The organism is Pseudomonas sp. LBUM1644 (assembly GCF_059716195.1).
The window spans coordinates 2,306,754-2,326,707 of the sequence record NZ_CP166812.1 but is presented as its reverse complement, the minus strand read 5'-3'; the positions used below and the strand labels follow the sequence as shown (position 1 = coordinate 2,326,707).

Genomic DNA, 19,954 nt, shown 5'->3' with positions numbered 1-19,954 from the left:
GTTTTGCCGTTGCATCACAACCGCCGCCAGCGAGTTGGCGCTCGTCGGTCATACGCACGCTCCCGGCCAATTCCCTATGGGCAAACTTAATCACCGCGCTCTATGATTGAACCCAATGACGACCACTGCTCCGATCCGCCAACCCTGCCCGCCCGGCGCCTGCGACTGCGGGCGTGACCCGCTGCTGGAAACACCGGGGGCGGACGTGCGCATCCTGTTGCTCACCCGCATCGAGGAAAAGCGCCTGATCGAGCGCCTGGAAAACCTCCAGAGCCTGAGCGACCTGGAACGCCTGCAACAACGCATGTACGAACAGCTGGGTATCCGCGTGAATATTGCCCCCGGCTTCAATGAAGTACGGACCATGCGCGGCATCAGCATCAGCCTCGGCGAGCTGCCGGGATTGTGCCGCAAGACTCGTGCCGCAATCCCCGCCGCCATTCGTCGCTCGCTGGAGAAGCGCCCGGAGATCGCCTACGAACTGCTCAACGCCAACGACCTGTTGCGCGACGCTTGAGCACGGCCACCTTTTGTGCCCCAGAAAATGCCATGGATGATCAGTGGTCGTACGCCGAGTGCGCCGCGCTGCTATGCCTTCACATGGGAGATCTCGCTGTAAACCAGCCAGGACGGAACTGGAAACCCGAGTGCGCACCGGGTCCCGGCGCCAATCCGGTGTGCGAAGGCAACAGGTGCCCATCCGCAACAGGAGGTGGCCAATGTTATTCATAGTCAGTTGGTCGATCAGTCCGGACAACCGCAACGCTGTAATCGAACGTTTTCTGAAGACCGGGGGCGCCCCACCACCGGGCGTTACGATGAAGGGGCGTTGGCACGCCGTCGGCGGGTCGGCCGGCTTCGGGATTGCCGAGGCGAGTGATGTGGTGGCGATTCAGAAATGGGTGCTGGACTGGAACGACCTGATGAACATGGAAGTCCACGCCGCATTGACCGACGAACAAATGGCGCCGCTGCTGGCCGCCACGGTCGGCCAATAACACCCAAATCCCCTGTAGGAGCTGCCGCAGGCTGCGATCTGTTGATCTTGATCCTGGCAGCCAAAGATCAAGGTCAAAAGATCGCAGCCTGCGGCAGCTCCTACAAGGGTGGATTGCGCCAGTCAATTCGTGGTGCGCACGGGATCTGGGCGTCGGGGGCTACCGCACTTTGCGCAGCAGAAAGTGCGACAGCGCCGGGATCAGCACCAACGCCCCGACCATGTTCCATATAAACATGAACGTCAGCAGGATGCCCATGTCGGCCTGGAACTTGATCGGCGACCAGGCCCAGGTGATCACGCCGGCGGCCAGGGTGATGCCGACCAGCGCCACCACTTTCCCGGTGAACGCCACCGCATTGCGGTAAGCCTCGGTCAGCGATAACCCGGCACGTTGTTGGGCCAGTTGCACGCTGAGCAGGTACAACGCGTAATCCACGCCGATACCCACGCCGAGGGCGATCACCGGCAACGTGGCGACTTTCACCCCTATGCCGAGCCATACCATCAGCGCCTCACACAGGATCGACGTCAGCATCAACGGCACCACGGCCACCACCACCGCCCGCCAGCTGCGGAAGGTGATGAAACACAGCACGATGACGGCGCCATACACATACAGCAGCATGGTCCGGTTGGCGTCGCGCACCACAATATTGGTCGCCGCTTCGATCCCGGCACTGCCGGCCGCCAGCATGAACTGACGCTCGCCGTTGCTGTGCTCACGGGCGAAGGTTTCGGCTACCTGCACCACGCGATCAAGGGTTTCAGCCTTGTGGTCCGACAGATACGCCACGATCGGCATCATCGAGCAATCGTTGTTGAACAGGTCCGGACTGCTGACCGAGGCTCGCTGCGCGCCGTAATTCAGCACGTTCTGGTTACGGGCGATGGTCAGCCACTTCGGGTTGCCTTCGTAGGAACCGGCAGTGATTTGCCGAACGGCATTCACCAGCGACACCGTGGTCTGCACGCCCGGTTGCTGCTGCAGCAGCCAGCCCAGGCGGTCGGCCTCGACCAGGCTCTCGTACTTCAAACAGCCTTCGGCGGGCGTCTTGAGCATGATTGCGAACTGGTCGCTGGACAGCGAATAGTTGGCGGTGATGTAGGCATTGTCGCGGTTGTAACGCGAGTCGGAGCGCAGTTCCGGTGCGCCGGGATCAAGGTCGCCGATCTTCAGGTGATGGCTGACGACAATTCCGCCCACCGCCAAAAGTCCGGCGATGACCACCGCGACGGTGGCCCAGCGACGCTCGGTGAACTTGTCGAGAAAATTCCAGAATGCGCCCATGCCTTTACCGCGCAGCTCCTTGTTCTCTGCACGCAAACTGCGTTCGGCAGCCTTGCGACTCACGCCCCAGTACGACAGCAGCACCGGCAGCAGCACCAGGTTGGTAAAAATCAGCACCGCAACGCCAATGCTGGCGGTGATCGCCAGGTCCTGGATCACCGGGATATCGATCAGCATCAACACCGCAAAGCCCACCGCATCGGCGAGCAAAGCCGTAAGCCCGGCGAGAAACAAGCGGCGGAAGGTATAGCGCGCAGCGACCAACTGATGGGTGCCGCGCCCGACGTCTTGCATGATCCCGTTCATCTTCTGCGCGCCATGGGACACGCCAATGGCGAACACCAGGAACGGCACCAGAATCGAGAACGGGTCAAGCGCAAAGCCAAACACCGCGACCAGCCCCAATTGCCAGACGACCGCGATCACCGAACAGAAGATCACCAGCGCGGTGCTGCGCACGCAGCGGGTGAAGTAGAAGATGATCGCCGTTGCAATCAGTGCAGCGGCGCCGAAATACAGCATCACTTGCATCAGGCCATCGAGCAGGTCGCCGACCAGTTTGGCGAAACCGATCACGCGGATCTTGATCGGGCCCTTGCCTTCCTCGCCCGCAATACGCGCGTGTCCTTCGAACTCGTACTTGTCGCGCAGCTTCTCTTCCAGGGTTTTGGAGAACTGGTGGTAGTCGATGCCCTCCCCGGTGACAGGGTCCTTCTCCAGCAGCGGCACGAAGATCATGCTCGACTTGAAGTTGTTGCCGATCAGGCTGCCAACAATCCCCGAACGGGCGATGTTCTGCCGTAGCTGCTGCACGCTTTGCGCTGAGCCGTCATAGGAATCCGGCATGACCGGACCGCCCTGGAAACCTTCCTCGGTGACTTCGGTCCAGCGCACTGCCGGGGTCCACAGCGACTTCATCCAGGCACGGTCGACGCCCGGGGTCACGAACAGTTCGTCGTTGATCTCCTTCAAGGCGTCCAGATAGTGCGGATCGAAAATGTCACCGTTGCTGCTTTCCACCACCACCCGCACCGCGTTACCCAGCCCTCGCAAGGCCTGACGGTTTTCCAGGTAATTTTTGATGAAAGGCTGACTCTGCGGAATCATCTTTTCGAAGCTGGCATTGAGCGTCAGCCGCGTGGTCGCACAGTAGCCCAGCACAACCGTCACCAGCAGGCAGGCCAGCACCACCCACAAGCGGTTATTGAAAATCAGCCGTTCCAGGCCGTTGCCGGATCGCGCGTCGAAGCCCTTGAGCTCGCGGACGACCGGCATTGTTTCAAGTTCGTGATGACCCATCATGGTGTTCTCTGTGTAATGCCGGACTTATTCGAGGGGCAACTGCCGCAGGCCACGCGTGCCCGCAAGCACCAGTGAACCGCCGATGGCCACTTGCGCGGCGGCTACCGGAGCCAGTGCGGTGTGTGGTTGGATTTTAAAACTGGCACCGTCGTCGGTACTGACCAGCACATGGCCGGCCTGGCTGACCAGGACAATCCTGCCGTCGGCAGTGACGGTGCTGGCAGTAATGCTCAGTGGCAAGCCGAGGTCGATTTTGCTCCAGCTCGCCCCGCTGTCGGTGCTGCGGAAAACGTTGCCGCGCAGACCGTAGACCAGCGCGAAACCTGGCTTGCCGGTGATGCCGAAAAAGCTGCCGTTGTACGGAGTAGGGATGGCGTTAAAGCGACCGCTAATGCGGTCCAGTTTCATGACCAGGCCCTGCTCGCCAACGACGAACAAATCATCACCCACAGGCCGTAGCGCATAGAGGTTCAGGGCACCCGGGTTGTCGGTGTGTTCGAGCAACGGCGTCCAGTTGAGACCGCCGTTGTCGGTGCGAAAAATGAGGTTGAACGCGCCGACGATATAGCCGACCTGATCGTTTTCGAACCAGACATCGAGGAAAGGTTTGTCAGCGCCCTCCTCGACCATGCGTTGGGCTTCGCCGACCCGCGCTTGCAAGCCCGTGTCATCCGGTTGGCTGGCGAGTTGCTGCTGATAGTAGGCGAGCATGATCGGACCGACCTGACGCCCGTCCAGTTGTCGACTCCAGGTCTGGCCTGCATCGTTGCTGTGCAGGACCACGCCATCGTGCCCCACTGCCCAACCTTGTTGCGGGGTCGGGAAATGCACGGCGACCAGGTCGGAACTGACCGGCACCTGCGCCTGCTGCCAGTGTTGACCGGCATCATCGGAATACAGAATGTGCCCACGCTGGCCCACGGCGACCAGTCGTTCGCCGGCCCGGGTCAGCCCGGTCACCATCGATTGTGCAGCCAACTCGCTGCGCAAGGCTGGCGTGTCCAGCACATCGGCAAACTCGCCAGCAATCACCGGACGGGTAAACGGCACGGCCATCGCGCTCGCCAGTGCGGCGAGCAGAAACCACTTGATCATTGTCATTATTGTTATCTCGGGTACACACCGTGCCCTGTGTAGGAGCTGCCGCAGCCTGCGATCTTTTGATCCTGTTTTTTAAGAACAAAATCAAAAGATCGCAGCCTCGTTTCACTCGACAGCTCCTACAGTGGGGGCGTAGGTGTTACAGCGGGTCGCAGGGTTTAGCGGATACCGGTGCCAGCCAGCGACTCCGACCACTGGGCCTTGGACAGTGGATCGATGTACTTCAGGCCACCGTAAGGACCGTAGAAACCATTCACGTTGTAGGCACCGGAAACCAGGTCATAGAGCATGTGGTTGATGGTGTCCGGGGCCTGCACGTCGTAGCTGTAGGTCAGGTGCGAGAAGCCACCACGGTAGAGTTGGCCGCGAGCGTCGTACTCATCCGAGGCCAAGGCGATCCAGCTGTCCTCGTCGAGGTAGAAGGTGCGCTTGCTGTAGATGTGGCGCTTGCCCGGTTTGAGCGTGGCTTCAACCACCCACACGCGATGCAGCTCCCAGCGCAGCAAATCCGGGTTCACGTGGTTGGCCTTCATCACATCGGCCGCGTCCTTGTGGTAGCTCAACTTGTAGGTGTTGTAAGGCACGTAGAGTTCTTTCTTGCCGACCAGTTTGAAGTCGTAACGGTCCATCGCACCGTTGAACAGGAAGGCGTCGTCGTAGGTCGCGGCACCGACCGTGCCTGGGTTTGGCGTGTCGTACGCCAGGTCCGGAGCCAGTTTCACCCGGCGTTGTCCAGGCAAGTATTGCCAGGCGCGACGCGGTTGTTTCAACGGGTTGACCGAGTCCATCAGCAGCAACGCTTCACCGGCACGACGGGCCGGCCCGGTGTAAGTCAGCTTGATCTTGTAGAAAGGTTCATCGGGCGACACAGGTCCCGTTGCTCGCGCCGGCGCATAGAGCGGGTACTCAATGTTGAAAACGCCAGTGGAGCTCAACGATGCGGCGCCGGACGAGTCAACGTTCCAGGAATCGTACTTGTTGGTCATGGCCACGCCTTGATAACGCAGCAAGTGGTTCCACATCGCTTCGTTGCCGTCTGCCGGGATCGGGAACGGCACGCCTGGCAGGACGTTTTCCAGGCTCAGGCCACCGTCGGTGGTCTTGGCGGTCACGGCGTTTTTCGCCGTGTTGTCCAGCACGCCTTGCGGCAGTGCGACAGTACGGTGAGTCGGGTACACGTCGAGACGATAGGACGGATAACGGGTGAGCAACGCCTGCGCCGTGGCGGTCAGTTTGTCTTTCTGCTCGGCCAGGTTTTTGCCGGTGATCACCAGACGCGGCTTCTCGGCGTCGAACGGGTCCGGGCGAAACGAGTCGCCAGCTTTGAAGCCGGCCGGAATAGTGGTCAGGCCACCGGTGTACGCCGGGATGCTGCCATCGGCGTTGGCGGCTTTGTCAGCGCCGACGGAAGTCAGGCTGGTACCGAGTTTCGCAGCCTGGTCGGCGCTGACCGCCGCATGGGCGGAGCCTGCGACGGCCAGCGCGAGCGCGGTGGCCAATACTGATTTAATGAAATTCATGGGTGTCTCCTGTTAACGCACAGCTCATGGATCAGAGGGTGGTTTTAAAAGTGAAAGTGACCATGCCGCGATCCTTGAGCTGGGCCACGGTACCGGCAAACGCAGTGGTCTGGCCGGGAACGCAGTTGTATTGGCCGTTGGCGCCCGGAGCGGCACCATCGTTGGCAGAACCGCAGGTGTCGAAGTCGCCGAAGTTGTCGACGTACTTCAGGTCGAAACGGTACTGGCTGCGCACGTCCATGCCGACGCCGACGGAGTAGCTGCCGGTGCCTTTGTTACCGCCCAGTTGCACGGAGGATTGGCCCGCGAGACCGACGTTGTAGCTGACCGGCATGAACATATCGATGCCGGGGAAGACCTGGTACCAGGTCGGGTTGAAGTTCATGCCGAGGATGTAGTTGTCCTTGGACACCTTGTCGACGCCGTGATACCAATCCTCGCCCTTGAACAGTTGCTTGTTCTCGGTCACGTCCAGCCAGCGGCTATAGCCGAGTTCGACCAGCAACGAGGAAGAATCCCAGAGCGGGGTTTCACCAAAGGTGGTCAGACCGTTGAGCACGGCGTGCACGGTGTTACCGCGCGCCACACCGTTTTCGCCATTGAAGCTGCTGATGAATCCAGGAGCATTCGCCGCGCCCAAGGTCGGGTTGACGGTGGCCGGGACGCTGGACAGCGGCATGTTGTGGCGATAGTTGAGGTCGAAACCGACGCTCACGCCAGCGACGCTTTTCGCCAGGCTGAAGCCGTAGACATCGATGTCATCGACGTAGAATTGGTTGTAACTCCCGGCATTGCCCGAAATCAGCTGAGCTGGCCCGACGGCGGTCGGTTGCAGCACCAGGTTGGGCAGGATGTCCGAGGTTTTGCGGTAGTAGAGGCCGAGGGTGCCGTCGAGCCACGCCGGGCTCCACTTGGCCATCAGACCGAAGTCACCGTGGTTGTCAGGTGTATACGTGTGCCCGTTGGACAGACGCAAAAACTGATTGGCACCCAAGGGACCGGGCGTACCGAAACGAGGGTTCTGTGCAGCGATCAGCGACAGGTTGTGGCCGCCACTCTGGATGCCGTCATTGAAGCCCAGGTACGTGCCCGACTCCGGCAGCCGTGCAGCGTCCCAATCGAGGAAGTACTGCGCAGCGAGGGTCAGTTCCGAGTTGACAGTGAAGCTGGTGGACAGCTGGTTACGCGGGATGAACAGCTCTTTGGCTTCCGTGCCCGGTACGGCGAGGGCCTTGGATAAATCCAGCCCCGACTGGCCATAGCTGTTGCCGTGGGCGAAGGCGAGCACGCTTTCGCCCCAGTACAGGGTGTGCTTGCCGGCCTTGCCGCTCAACAGCGATTCATCGCCGATCTCGGTGCTGCCGAACACAAAGGCGTCGAGGATTTCCGAGGACGGGCCGTTGTAGTAACGGTCTGCATAGCCGCTCTCGTGCCGCGAATCAGGCTTGCCGTTATTCAGTTGGTTGGTCGATGCGTTATCGCTACCGATATCGTCGTAGGCATGGTCGTACCAGCTGTTGGCACTGACCCGGAAGCCCATCTGTTTTTTGTACACCACGTCCAGTTCCGACAGCACGTCGAGACGTTGGGCGACAGGACTTCCGGAGGAAAAGTTACGGTCGCCGTCGTTGTTGTTCCACGCGTTGGCGAGCTTGCTGTTCGGCGCTTCGACCCGCTGGGCATAGTTGAACTTCAAGGTGTTGTCGAAACGTACCGACAGATCCTCATTCCCCGTATCGAATTCGAACGCCTGCGCAGGCGACATTCCCAGCCCGGCGAGAATCGCCGATGCCAGAAGCCCGCGCCGCAGATTTGGATGGCAGATCTTATTGTTGTTATTCATCTAGCGTGCTCGCCTTCTCTGTGGATTCACGAAAAGTCATTCAAGAAAATTCCCGATCTGGCGTTGTTCCCTGCTCTAAGGGGCACAGGCCGAATCGGTCGAGACTGTTGTATCGCGAGGGGTGGGTAGGTCGCCGGTCAATTGGGCCAAATCATCGGTCAACACAACGAGAACGCGACAACATGCACCGCCCTGTAGGAGCTGCCGAAGGCTGCGATCTTTTGATCGTGATCTTTAAAAACAAGATCAAAAGATCGCAGCCTGCGGCAGCTCCTACAGGGGCGGGTTGAAACATGCCGAAAATGCTTAGTCATTCGGATGAGGGTATAGGCAGCTAATGTTCATCTGACGACACTTTTGGGAGGGCAATGGAATGCCTGTCGCTGCAAACGGACTTCATCTGCGCAAGGGACGGGTTTCTGAGTCGGGGCGGGTTTATTTGCTGACTGCGGTCACTGATCAGCGAAAGCCCGTGTTTGCGGATTGGCGGGTGGGACGCCTTTTGGTCGAACAACTGCGCAGCGCAGAGGAAACAACAATGGTTGCTTCAATGGCGTGGGTTGTAATGCCCGATCATTTGCATTGGCTGGTCGAGCTGCGACAAGGCTCGTTGGCCGAACTGATGCGCCGCATCAAATGCCGAAGCAGCCGCTCGATCAATCTCATGCGTGGTGAACAAGGTCATTTATGGCAACGGGGATATCACGATCGTGCTTTGCGCCGGGATGAAGACCTGAAGAACGCCGCACGCTACATCATCATGAATCCAATACGTGCAGGATTGGTCACCCGCATAGGCGATTACCCCCTATGGGACGCCATCTGGCTTTAACACACCCCCCTGTAGGAGCTGCCGAAGGCTGCGATCTTTTGATCTTGATTTTTAGAAACAAGATCAAAAGATCGCAGCCTTCGGCAGCTCCTACAGGGTTAGCCCTGCTGGCGAAAATCCGTTGGTGATAACCCGGTCCATCGTTTGAACGCGCGGGTGAAGTTGCTGGTGTCGCTGAAGCCCAGCAGAAAGGTGATTTCGGTTACCGGGCGCGATGCCTGGCTCAGATTTGGATTTAACGCACCCCCTGTAGGAGCTGCCGAAGGCTGCGATCTTTTGATCTTGATTTTTAGAAACAAGATCAAAAGATCGCAGCCTTCGGCAGCTCCTACAGGGGTCTTCAACCCTGCTGGCGAAAATCCGTTGGTGATAACCCGGTCCATCGTTTGAACGCGCGGGTGAAGTTGCTGGTGTCGCTGAAGCCCAGCAGAAAGGTGATTTCGGTTACCGGGCGCGATGCCTGGCTCAGGTAGCTGCAAGCCAGTTCCTTGCGGGTGTCGTCGAGCAATTGCTGAAAGTTTGTGCCGCGCTGGGACAATTTGAGTTGCAGCTTGGTCGGGCTCATGCACAAGGCGCTGGCCACTTTGTCCCGGGTGCAATCGCCGTCGGGAAGGAACTCGATGATTTTCTGGGTCACGCCAGTGATCACGTCACTTTTATCCAGGCGCGCCAGGTAACTGATGATGATGTTGTCATTGACCTGGGCCAGTTCCGGGCACGAGCCGCTGAGCGCCCGCATAAGGTCTGCCTTGTCGAAGACCAGCAATCCGCACGCCTGCCCGAACAGCACGGGCGCCCTGAACAACGCCTGATACGGCTCAGCGCCCTCGTGCGGCATGGGCCGGCACATTTCCACCCGTAAAGGCTTGAACTCCTGCTTGTAGAGCAAGCGCATGGTGCGAATCAGAAAGCCGAAGAAAGCATCTTCGGTCTCGCTGCTGAGTTCGAGCAGGTGGTCAAACCGCAGCAGGACCTGCCCGTCCGTCTGAGTGAGGCTGGCCTTGGCGACCTGCGACACCAACCGGAAATAACGCTCCAGTCGCCGACAGAAATCCATCAACGTGCCGCTAGCTGCCAGTGAATAGCCCAAGGCATGCAGGTGAGTCAGGTGAATATGCTTGGCGACGGTCAGACCGAAATACGGGTTGTTGGTCACGTCGACGCAGGCTCGATACAAACGCGTCATGGTCGCGGCCGGCAAACGGCTCATCGGATCGGTCGAGAGATCCAGCGGAACCCCCATCGCGGTGAAAATCCTTTTGCTGTCCACACCACTGGCGTCCAGCGCCCGGGCGATAGCCACGGTGTAGCTGCCTATGGTGGTGGGCTGTAACGCCTCTTCACGCAACGAGGTATCGTCGCCCGGCGTATCCGTATTCGAACCTGACATGTGCCTGCCTGTTGGGGATGCGAACGCCGATACTCGCTCTCGATCATGCATCGGTCAATGATCAGTCTAGGCCATGCCCCCAATGTTCCAGTGCTTGGCGCGATAGCCACCTGCCCGGCTGACCAGCGATTTCATTCAATTGACCAGTGACAAATCGGCCATATGCTCACAATGCGCTCAAGTTGTGCATCGAATAAAGAGAAGAACGCATGAACGAGATCACGCATTTCGATTACATCGTAGTAGGCGCAGGCGCTGCCGGCTGTGCAGTTGCCAGTCGACTGTCAGAGGACCCGACTGTTTCGGTGTGCTTGCTCGAAGCGGGCGGCCCTGACACTAACCCTTTGGTGCACATGCCGGCTGGCGTCGCGGCGATGGTGCCGACCTCGATCAATAACTGGCAGTACCAGACCGTACCGCAACCGGGCTTGAACGGCCGGGTCGGTTATCAGCCACGGGGCAAGACCCTGGGTGGCAGTTCTTCGATCAATGCCATGGCCTATCACCGCGGCCACCCGCAAGACTTCGACTGTTGGGCAGCCTTGGGCAACCCCGGCTGGAGCTATCAAGAGGTGTTGCCGTTTTTCAAGCGCGCCGAGCACAACGAACACTTCAAGGACCCGCTGCACGGCCAGAACGGCCCGCTGAACGTGCGTTTCCACTCCTCGCCGAATCCGTTTGGCGAAACCTTCGTCGAGGCCGGCGTGCAGGCGGGTTACCCGGCGTGCCCCGACCAGAATGGCGCGAGCATGGAAGGTTTCGGTCGTGTGCAGGTCATGCAAAAGGACGGACAGCGTTGCAGCGCGGCCAAAGCCTATCTGACGCCTAACCGCCATCGAAGTAATTTGCAGATCGAAACCCACGCTCACGCCACGCGCATTATTTTCGAGGGCAAGCGCGCCGTTGGCATTGAGTTCGTACAGAACGGTGTAAAGCGCAGACTGCACGTGCGCCATGAACTGATTCTGAGTTCCGGCGCCTTCAACTCGCCGCAGCTGCTGTTGCTGTCCGGCGTCGGCCCGTCCAGCGACCTGCTGAAGCTCGATATCCCGGTGGTCCATGAACTGCCAGGCGTGGGCCAGAACCTGGTGGATCACATCGATTACGTGCACTCCTACCGCGTCAAGTCGCGCCACCTGCTGGGCCTGTCGCTGGCGGGAGTGTGGGACATGACCAAAGCCGCCATCCGTTACTGGCGCCAGCGCAGCGGTCCGCTGACCAGCAATTTTGCCGAGGCGTGCGCCTTCGTCAAAACCACTCCCGAACTGCCTCAGGCCGACATCGAACTGGCGCTGACCATTGCGATGTTTGCCGACCATGGTCGCACCCTGTATCGCGGTCACGGCCTCAGCGTGCATGCGTGCCTGCTTCATCCAAAAAGTGTCGGCCAATTGAAACTGGCGAGTGCCGATCCGATGGTGCCACCGTTGATCGACCCGGCATTCCTGACCCACCCGGACGACATCAAGACGTTGATCCAGGGCTATCGGGTGATTCAAAAAGTCATGGCGACAAAAGCTTTCAAGGCCTTCAACCCACGTGACGTGATTGTAATGCCGATGGACACCGACGCCGAGATCGAACAGGTGCTGCGCAACCGTTCCGACACCCTGTACCACCCGGTGGGCACCTGCAAAATGGGCACAGATGCCATGGCAGTGGTCGACCCGACGCTGAAAGTTCACGGAATGCAGGGGCTGCGCGTGGTCGACGCCTCGATCATGCCAACTATCATTGGATGCAGCACCACGGCAGCCACCGTGATGATCGGCGAAAAAGCCGCCGAATTCATACGCCAGGATCGCTCGGCGATCTCATCGGAGGACGATCATGCACCCAGCACGCTTCATCACCCCGCATAAGCTGCTGTCGGTGGCGGCGGTTGTCGAAATCGCCACCGGACTGGCGCTGTTGGTCACGCCTGCGCTGGTCAGCAGCCTGCTATTGGGGATTGCGGCCACCGAGGAGATCAATCTGTTCGGGCGGTTCTTTGGCCTGGCGCTAATCGCGCTGGGCATTGCGTGTTGGCCCGCCGCGGCGACCACCGCGGCGGTTCGAGCGATGCTGGTCTACAACGCAGCGATTGCGTTGTACCTGGCCTACATCGGCGTGTTCGTCAGCAGCGGTTTGTTGTTGTGGCCGGCGGTTGTGTTTCACGGCGTGATGACTGCGCTGTTCCTTCGTCGTTAACGTCAAAAGATCGCAGCCTTCGGCAGCTCCTACAGGGGATTTGTGTAGGAGCTGCCGAAGGCTGCGATCTTTTGATCTTTTTCTATTGATCCTGAGGAGGACTTCGCATGGGAGTATTGGACGGCGTTCGCATCGTCGAAATCGCCGGCATCGGCCCGGGGCCTTTTTGCGGCATGTTGCTGGCCGACATGGGCGCCGAGGTGATTCTTGTGGAGCGCGCGGGCAGCAAGCCCGGCATGCTCGACTTGGGCAAACACGCCATCGTCAATCGAGGCAAACAGTCGATTGCCCTGGACCTTAAGGATCCGCAAGCCATCGAAGCGGTCCTGCGCCTGATCGAAGGCGCCGACGCGCTGATCGAAGGCATGCGCCCCGGCGTCATGGAGCGCCTGGGCCTGGGTCCTGAAGTCTGCCTGGCCCGCAACCCGAGACTGGTTTACGGACGCATGACTGGTTGGGGCCAGCAAGGCCCGCTGGCGCAGGCGGCCGGCCACGACCTCAATTACATCGCGCTGTCCGGCGCCTTGTGGTTCAGCGGTGAGGCCGGTCAACCGCCAATGGCACCGCCTACGCTGGTGGGCGATCTGGGCGGCGGTGCGCTGTACCTGGCGATGGGTATTCTGGCGGGGATCATCAACGCCAGCACCAACGGGGTCGGTCAGGTGGTGGACGCGGCGATTGTCGATGGCAGCGCCAACCTGATGAACCTGTTGCTCTCGGCGCATTCCGCCGGCCAACAGCCGCTTGAACGCGGTTGCGGGTTGCTCGATGGCGCGCACTGGTCCCGTACGTATGCCTGCGCCGATGGTTTGTTCATCAGCGTGCAAGCCCTCGAACCGCAGTTCAATGCGCTGCTGTTCAACAAACTTGGCCTGGGCGATGACGCGGATTTCAAGAACCCCTATGACCCACGTGTGTGGGGCACGTTGCGTGAACGACTGGCAGCCGTGTTTGCCAGCCAGCCGCGCCAGCATTGGGTCGACTTGCTGGAAGGCAGCGACGCCTGTTTCGCTCCGGTACTCACGCCGGCCGAAGCCCTGACGCACCCGCACATGGCCGAACGTGGCGTGTATTCGCGCAAGGATGGTGTGCTGCAGGCGGCGCCAGCGCCACGGTTTTCAGCGACGCCGTCTGGCGCTGGCAAAGTTCCGACCCGAGGCGAACACACCGCAGGCATTTTACGCAAAGCAGGCTTGAGCGAAGAGCAGATTCAACAATTGATCTAGCGTTCTGTAGCAGCTGGCGCAGCCTGCGTTCGGCTGCGCAGCAGTCGTGAGATCTGAACACGCGGTCTTCCTGTAACACCGCATTGCCTGATTCGCGACTGCTGCGCAGCCAAACGCAGGCTGCGCCAGCTGCTACAGGTTTCAGATGTTATTTTTTCAGGAAGACGGCCACGGGGCTGTTTTCGCGCAAGGCGTAACACGTGTTCAGGAGCTTGCCCGTGGCGTTGCGATACGCCTCGGCATCCTGTGCCGTGCGCGGTGCAACCATCGCCCGCGCCATGGGAATGGTTTGAAAGGCAGTGGTCGCGAGCGGCAGCAGCAGCTCGGTCAAATGCACGCAGCCGCCGATCCCGCCAAACAACTCTTTGATCCGTCGCGAAAACCCCGGGCCGATCCGCTCGCCGAGCAGCTTTTGATAAGCCGATGCCGCACCGCGACATTCGCTGGTGGGCACATCGGGCATGCCCACCTGCACCTCTTGCACGACAAACTCATCGTCCAGCGTCAGTCGAATAAACATGCCGTGATAGATCTGCCCCGCTTCCACCGTGCGCCCTTCAGCGAGCGTCACTGGATGGGTCTTGCTGTCACTCAAGCGGCCTTCGATATCCCACAACCCATCGGCCCGCAAAAAGCCCTGGCACTCGACCTTGCGCCGGTGAATCAGGCGTCGGCCCCATTCGTCCACTTCATCGATCATGATTTCGTTACCTTCTTGCTACGACGGCGCCACACCACCACGCCCACCAATACAACACAGATCGCCAGGACCGGCGGCGCCGCTGCCTTGAGTTTTGGCATCACCACATGCTTCAAGGCATACATCTGCCCTTGGTGCATGTAGTCATAACCGACGGGCATCGGCAGCACACCATTGGCGCGGGCGTACTCGGCGTAGTCGGCCTGCATGCTCTGGAAACGCTCCGGCATCTGTTGCTGCAAGTCGACCACCTCACCCGGATCGGTCGCGATGTTGTAGAGGTGCCATTGTTCGTTGCCGACCGGCTTGAGGCTCTTGACCAGTTTGTAATCGCCCTTGAACAGCGCCGCGCTGCCGGAGAGTTCATAACCGATGGCCTGATCCTCGGGATGCACACGTTCGACGTTGCCTTGCAACACCGGCACCAGGCTGCTGCCGATCATAGGCTCCACTGTGCGCCCCTGATACTCGCCGTTATGCGCGGGTACACCGGCCACGTCCAGCAACGTCGGGACAATATCGGTGACGTGGGTGAAGGTTTTGGCAATGTGATTGGCTTGAATGCCAGGTACACCTGAAACGATCAACGGGGTGCGCAAACCGCCCTCGCCCGCAAAGAACTTGTAGCCACTCAACGGAGACGCAGCGGCGCTGGCCCAGCTCGGGCCGATGCTGGTGAAAGCACCCTTGCTGCCCAAGCGGTCGAGCTGGCGGGTGTAATTCATTTCCAGCCATAAGCGGATCGCCGGGATCGCGTAAGGATCGGTGGGCTCACTGCCGTTATCGGACAAAAATACAAACACCGTGTTGTCGTACTCACCCGTGGCCTTGAGATGAGCGATCAGGCGACCGATTTCCTGGTCCATGGTTTCGCCCATGCCGGCATAGACCTCCATGCGCCGTGCTTCATAGCGTTTTTGTTGCTCATCCAGTGCATTCCAGTCCGCGGTACTGGCCATTGTCTGCATCCCGATGCCGGCGGGAATCAGCCCCAGTTCAATGGCCCGGTCGCGACGAGCCTTGCGCAATGCGGTCCAGCCTTCGTCATAGCGACCGCGGTATTTGTCGATGACGTCCTTGGGCGCCTGGACGGGAACGTGATTGGCCTGAAAGCCCAGATAGGCGAAAAACGGTTTGCCATCCTGCCGGTCGGCGCTGATGTAATCCATGGCCTTGTCGACGATAAAAGTCGATGAGTAATAGTCTTTTGGCAGGTGGGCTGGCTGACCGTTTTCAAACCAGGCGGCCTTGTCGTACAGCGGCGCGTACGGCCGCTCCTCCCAATTGTCCGAACCGCTGTCGGCCTGGATAAACGAACGATCGAACCCACGGTTGTTGGGCAAGGTGTCAGGGGTTTTGCCCAGATGCCATTTGCCGGTGATGTAGGTGTGATAACCGCCGTCCCTGAGCAGGCTGGCGACGGTGATCGCATTGTCGTTGAGCACACCGCTGTAACCGGGTTTGCCCAGATGCTCGTCGGGCATGGTTTCCGGCATGTTACCCACGCCGTTGCGGTGGTTGTCGACGCCGGTCAGCAGCATTGAACGGGTCGGCGAGCATGAGGCTGTGACGTGGAAGTCCGAGAAACGCACGCCTTCACGGGCCAGGGTGTCGATGTTCGGCGTGGCGATTTCGCTGCCGAAGGAGCCGACGTCGCTGAAGCCCCAATCGTCGGCTACCAGGACCACGATGTTCGGGCGTTTGGGCGCGGCATGGCTTTGAGTGGCGAACGCCAGGCAACAGATTGCCAGAACGAGCGGTTTTAGCGGGGTCATTCATGGTTTCCTGTGCGTGGTGGTGGGGAGCAAGATCAAAAGATCGCAGCCTGCGGCAGCTCCTACATTGATCGAGTACAGACAAAAAATCGCGGCATACACACCCCCTGTAGGAGCTGCCGCAGGCTGCGATCTTTTGATTTTCCAGGTTCAGGGCTTCAACAGCGCCCGAATCACTCGCCGAAACAACCTGCCGTAAGGCGGCCGCAACACACCCATGACGTCCCATCGCGGCGGCATGAACACCGAGCGTTCGAGGCTGAACGCCTTGAATCCATACCCGCCGCGGTAACGACCAAAACCGGAATGACCGCAGCCGCCAAAGGGCAGATCGTTCTGGAACAGGTGCTGCATCACTTCGTTGACACAGGCACCGCCCGAATGGGTGCGTTCCAGCACATGCCTGGCCTCGGCACGGTCATCACCGAAGTAATACAGCGCCAGCGGCCGCGGACGCGCATTGATGTAGTCGAGCGCTTCATTGATATGGCGATAACCGCGAATCGGCAGCAGCGGGCCGAACACTTCTTCCTGCATGACCAGCGTCGCGTCCGACGGATCAACCAGCAGCGTCGGTGCGATCTTGCGCGAAGCGCTCAAATCCTCGTTGGCCGGGTTGACCTCAACCATCCGGACACAGTGTTCACGGGCGTCTTGCAGGCAAGCTTGCATCCGCTGGTATTGCCCGGGCGTCGCCATCGCCGTGTAGTCCGGGTTGTTCAGCAGCGTTGGGAACAACCGCCGCAGTTCCACCTGCATGGATGTCAATAACCGCTCAAGATCGTCTTCGTGCACCAACACGTAATCCGGAGCGATACAGGCTTGCCCGCTGCTGACACCCTTCCCGCCCCAGATGCGCCGGGCGGCGTTTTCCAGGTCGGCGCCGCGACCGATGATGGTCGGCGATTTACCACCCAGCTCAAGGGTGAGCGGCGTCAGGTGCTGTGCCGCCGCGCGCATCACCAGCCGCCCGACCCGCGGGCTGCCGGTAAACACCAGGTGATCCAGCGGCATCGCGGAGAATGCCGCCCCCAGTTCAGCGCCGCCCATAAAGGCCGCCACCTCGTTTTCTGCGAACTGTTCGGCCAGCAACTTGATCAGCAGGCCTGCCGTTGCCGGTGACTGATCGGAGAACAAAATGATCGCGCGGTTACCCGCTGCCAGTGCTTCGGCCAGCGGCCCCAACGCAATGGCAATCGGAAAATTCCACGGCGAAATGATGCCGATGGTGCCCAGCGGCTGGTAATGAATGGCCGCCCTGGCACCCAGCCAGCCACTGCCCAACTCGGCCCGTCGACGCTCCGGGCGCATCCAGCGGCGCACATGGTCACGGGCATATTTGAGCCCCTGGATCGGCAGCAGGACATCCGCCATCAGCGACTGGTCATGACTGCGCCAGGTAAAGTCACGGGACAATGCCTCACATAGCGGCTGCTGATTGTTCAGCAGCAGGTTGATGACCCGGTTGATCCGCTCGATGCGCAACTCAGCCGAAGGCGGCCCCTCGGCTAAAGAGGCGGCCTGCTGACTGGCGAGAACCGCCGCGACCCGCTCGGGGGCCGACAGCGCATCCGCCTGCACAGCGTGATTCACGTTCGATTCGTGTAGCGACGAGTGCATGGTCGTCATCCTATTTCGCAGGTGCATTGGGCCCGACCAGCTCAAAGTCCGGAGAGAATTTGTCCAGCGAACCAAGCACGTCATAGACGGCCATTTTGCTACCATCGATTTTCAGGTCACCTTTGAACACCGCCTCGATCGGCGACACTTTCTCCGCCAGAATGGCGTTGAGCGTCTCGCGTGTCAGGGTCAGCGTAGCGTCGGCCTTGTCGGCGTTGTAATCGGCGACATAGGTTAACGCCGAGTTCTCCAGGTTGAGCATGTAGCGCCTGCCCGAGGTGCCGATGTCGGTGAAATTCCAGTTGAGGACAATGTGCTTGCCCTCGACATCCGGTGCCTTCAGGCGCACGCCCAGGTAATCGAAAATATTGTCGATGGTCAGTGCCCGCAGCATGTCGGGGCTGGCGGTGCGCAGGGGTGAGGCGATTTTCTTGCCGCCACTGCGATGTTCCATGGCCGCCGCCAGGTAGCTGTTGCGCTCGACGGCTGACTCAGCCTGGTAACCCAACTGCTCCAGGGCATCGGCCGCCAACTCGCGCGCCGCGCTGTTGTTTGGTTCTGCATACACCAAATGGCTCATGGCTTGCGCTACCCAACGGTACTGGCCGTTGGCAAAATCAGTGCGTGCATGGGCCAGAACCGCATCGGCACCGCCGCCATACTCAACAAATTTCTTGCCGTAATCACCGTCGGACAACGCATCCATATTGGCCGGATTGGCGTCGTACCAACCCATGTATTGCTGATAAACAGCCTTCGAATTGCGCTGCACCGAACCGTAGAAACCATGGGTGAAGGTTTCGCTGGCCAGGCTTGCCGGCACGTGGTCACGCATGTATTCGGCAATCTCGACCGGCTTGTAGCCCTTGTTGATCAGGCGCAATGACTGGTCGTGCAGCCACTTGTACATGTCGCGTTGCTTGGACAAATAGTTGACCACGCGCTCATGCCCGAACACCGGCCAGCCGTGCTGCCCCACCAGGATGTCGGAACCTGGAGCGAACTGATGCAGCGCCTCGTTGAGGTACTTCGACCAGGCCAGGCCATCGCGGATGGTCGCCCCGCGCAACGTCAGCAGCTGGTGCTGGGTGGGCAGCGCCAGCTCGCCGGTATCCAGCACCTTGAACTGCGGGAAGTAGTGGATGAACTCGGCAGGCGCCTCGGTGCCGGGAGCGAGCATGTTGACGATCTCGACGCCATCGATGGTCAGCGTTTGTACCGGCTGATTGAGCTCGATGGTCGGCGGGATCATGGTGATGGTGCCGTTGGACAATGCCTTGGCGCCACCGAGGTCGAGCTGCCCCTGGGCACTGCGAGGCAAGGTCGTGCCGAACTGATACTCGGCGCGTCGGCTCATGGCGTTACCGGCCATCACGTTCTCGGCCACTGCCGTTTCCATGAAGCCGGCCGGGGCGATGATCTGCACCTTGCCCGCCTTGACGTCCGCTTCATCGACGATGCCACGGATACCCGCGAAGTGATCGACGTGGCTGTGGTTGTAAAGCACCGCCACCACCGGTTTTCTCGGTCGATGCTGGTAATACAGCTCAAGTGAGGCGTGCGCCACCTCAGTGGCCAGGTTGCAGTCGACAATGATCAGGCCGGTCTTGCCTTCGATGATGGTCATGTTGGTCAGGTCAAGACCGCGCACCTGATAGAAACCGTCGGTGACCTTGAACAGCCCGTTGGCCATGCTTTTGCGGGCTTGCTGCCACAGGCTTGGATTGACCGTTGCCGGTGCATCGGCGCTGCCGAGAAATTCGTAGCCCTTGAGGCTGTACACCAGATGACCATCGGCCGCCGTGGTTTCGGCGTCAGGGATGCTGGCGATAAAACCTCGCTGGATGTCGGCTTCGACATCGGGGTCCACCGCCGGCATGGCGTGCGCCGTGGCCGCGTTGACCGCAATGGTCGTCGCCGTCGCCGCTTTCTGGCCACCCTGCCCCGCGCTGTTTTCGACCGATTGTCCAGGGACGCCAGTTTGACCTCGCGACCACTGGATCGCCCCGACAATGCTGGCGGCTAACACTGACACCGTCAGCACTACGCGGATTTTTTTCATCGCACGGTCTCTCTCTGATTGTTATTTGAGTTCCATTGCGATGGTGCAAGCAAGCACCCGTGACTTGCCGGTCTTCTCGATCAATTCATCAGTCTTCACAGGCGC

General features: G+C 60.1%; 15 protein-coding genes and 1 pseudogene. 6 read left to right on the top strand and 10 right to left on the bottom strand.

All coding sequences use genetic code 11. The annotated features are described in order from the left end of the window. Positions 1-115: 115 nt before the first annotated feature. Both ACA052_RS10515 and ACA052_RS10510 read left to right on the top strand, forming a co-directional pair. A complete protein-coding gene (locus tag ACA052_RS10515; RefSeq protein WP_497649600.1) occupies positions 116-517 on the top strand; it encodes a hypothetical protein in 402 nt (133 codons plus the stop codon). 202 nt (positions 518-719) lie between these two features. Then, positions 720-998 (top strand): DUF3303 domain-containing protein, encoded by a 279-nt coding sequence (locus ACA052_RS10510; RefSeq protein WP_497649599.1) that lies wholly within the window; start codon positions 720-722, stop codon positions 996-998. Between the two features lie 159 nt (positions 999-1,157). Here ACA052_RS10510 and ACA052_RS10505 read toward each other — a convergent pair whose 3' ends face one another. From ACA052_RS10505 to ACA052_RS10490, 4 genes are all read right to left on the bottom strand, one after another. After that, a complete protein-coding gene (locus tag ACA052_RS10505; protein WP_497650296.1) occupies positions 1,158-3,587 on the bottom strand; it encodes an efflux RND transporter permease subunit in 2,430 nt (809 codons plus the stop codon). Between the two features lie 27 nt (positions 3,588-3,614). Then, the gene (locus ACA052_RS10500) at positions 3,615-4,691 is read right to left on the bottom strand and encodes a WD40/YVTN/BNR-like repeat-containing protein (RefSeq protein ID WP_497649598.1); all 1,077 of its coding nucleotides are present in this window, start codon (positions 4,689-4,691) and stop codon (positions 3,615-3,617) included. Positions 4,692-4,849: 158 nt separating this feature from the next. Further along, complete coding sequence (locus ACA052_RS10495) at positions 4,850-6,211, bottom strand: DUF1329 domain-containing protein (RefSeq protein ID WP_497649597.1); 1,362 nt, start codon at positions 6,209-6,211, stop codon at positions 4,850-4,852. A 31-nt stretch (positions 6,212-6,242) separates the two neighbouring features. Next, on the bottom strand, positions 6,243-8,054 hold the full coding sequence (locus ACA052_RS10490; protein WP_497649596.1) for a DUF1302 domain-containing protein: 1,812 nt from the start codon (positions 8,052-8,054) through the stop codon (positions 6,243-6,245). Between the two features lie 373 nt (positions 8,055-8,427). Between ACA052_RS10490 and ACA052_RS10485 the strand changes: the two genes are divergently transcribed. Continuing rightward, positions 8,428-8,886 (top strand): REP-associated tyrosine transposase, encoded by a 459-nt coding sequence (locus ACA052_RS10485; protein WP_497649595.1) that lies wholly within the window; start codon positions 8,428-8,430, stop codon positions 8,884-8,886. Between the two features lie 98 nt (positions 8,887-8,984). Here the strand turns inward: ACA052_RS10485 and ACA052_RS10480 are convergent. Next, positions 8,985-9,113: pseudogene (locus tag ACA052_RS10480) on the bottom strand (helix-turn-helix domain-containing protein); the annotation flags it as partial. A gap of 113 nt (positions 9,114-9,226) precedes the next feature. Continuing rightward, positions 9,227-10,276 (bottom strand): AraC family transcriptional regulator, encoded by a 1,050-nt coding sequence (locus ACA052_RS10475; RefSeq protein WP_497649594.1) that lies wholly within the window; start codon positions 10,274-10,276, stop codon positions 9,227-9,229. A gap of 209 nt (positions 10,277-10,485) precedes the next feature. Between ACA052_RS10475 and ACA052_RS10470 the strand changes: the two genes are divergently transcribed. From ACA052_RS10470 to ACA052_RS10460, 3 genes are all read left to right on the top strand, one after another. Beyond that, positions 10,486-12,138, top strand: coding sequence for a GMC family oxidoreductase (locus tag ACA052_RS10470; RefSeq protein WP_497649593.1), 1,653 nt, complete (start codon positions 10,486-10,488; stop codon positions 12,136-12,138). Continuing rightward, the gene (locus ACA052_RS10465; RefSeq protein WP_497649592.1) at positions 12,107-12,466 is read left to right on the top strand and encodes a hypothetical protein; all 360 of its coding nucleotides are present in this window, start codon (positions 12,107-12,109) and stop codon (positions 12,464-12,466) included. Before ACA052_RS10470 ends, ACA052_RS10465 begins: the two co-directional genes overlap by 32 nt. 107 nt (positions 12,467-12,573) lie before the next feature. Continuing rightward, a complete protein-coding gene (locus ACA052_RS10460; RefSeq protein ID WP_497649591.1) occupies positions 12,574-13,692 on the top strand; it encodes a CaiB/BaiF CoA transferase family protein in 1,119 nt (372 codons plus the stop codon). Between the two features lie 148 nt (positions 13,693-13,840). On the opposite strand, the gene ACA052_RS10455 is transcribed toward ACA052_RS10460, so the two are convergent. The 4 genes from ACA052_RS10455 to ACA052_RS10440 all read right to left on the bottom strand — a co-directional run bounded on the left by ACA052_RS10455 (position 13,841) and on the right by ACA052_RS10440 (position 19,849). Further along, a complete protein-coding gene (locus ACA052_RS10455; RefSeq protein ID WP_497649590.1) occupies positions 13,841-14,392 on the bottom strand; it encodes a DUF2889 domain-containing protein in 552 nt (183 codons plus the stop codon). Further along, positions 14,389-16,167, bottom strand: coding sequence for an arylsulfatase (locus ACA052_RS10450; RefSeq protein WP_497649589.1), 1,779 nt, complete (start codon positions 16,165-16,167; stop codon positions 14,389-14,391). Before ACA052_RS10450 ends, ACA052_RS10455 begins: the two co-directional genes overlap by 4 nt. A gap of 150 nt (positions 16,168-16,317) precedes the next feature. Beyond that, positions 16,318-17,787, bottom strand: a complete 1,470-nt coding sequence (locus ACA052_RS10445) for an aldehyde dehydrogenase family protein (RefSeq protein ID WP_497649588.1) — start codon at positions 17,785-17,787, stop codon at positions 16,318-16,320. A gap of 10 nt (positions 17,788-17,797) precedes the next feature. Next, entirely contained in the window at positions 17,798-19,849 is a 2,052-nt protein-coding gene (locus ACA052_RS10440; protein ID WP_497649587.1) for an alkyl/aryl-sulfatase, read from the bottom strand. Positions 19,850-19,954: the final 105 nt, after the last annotated feature.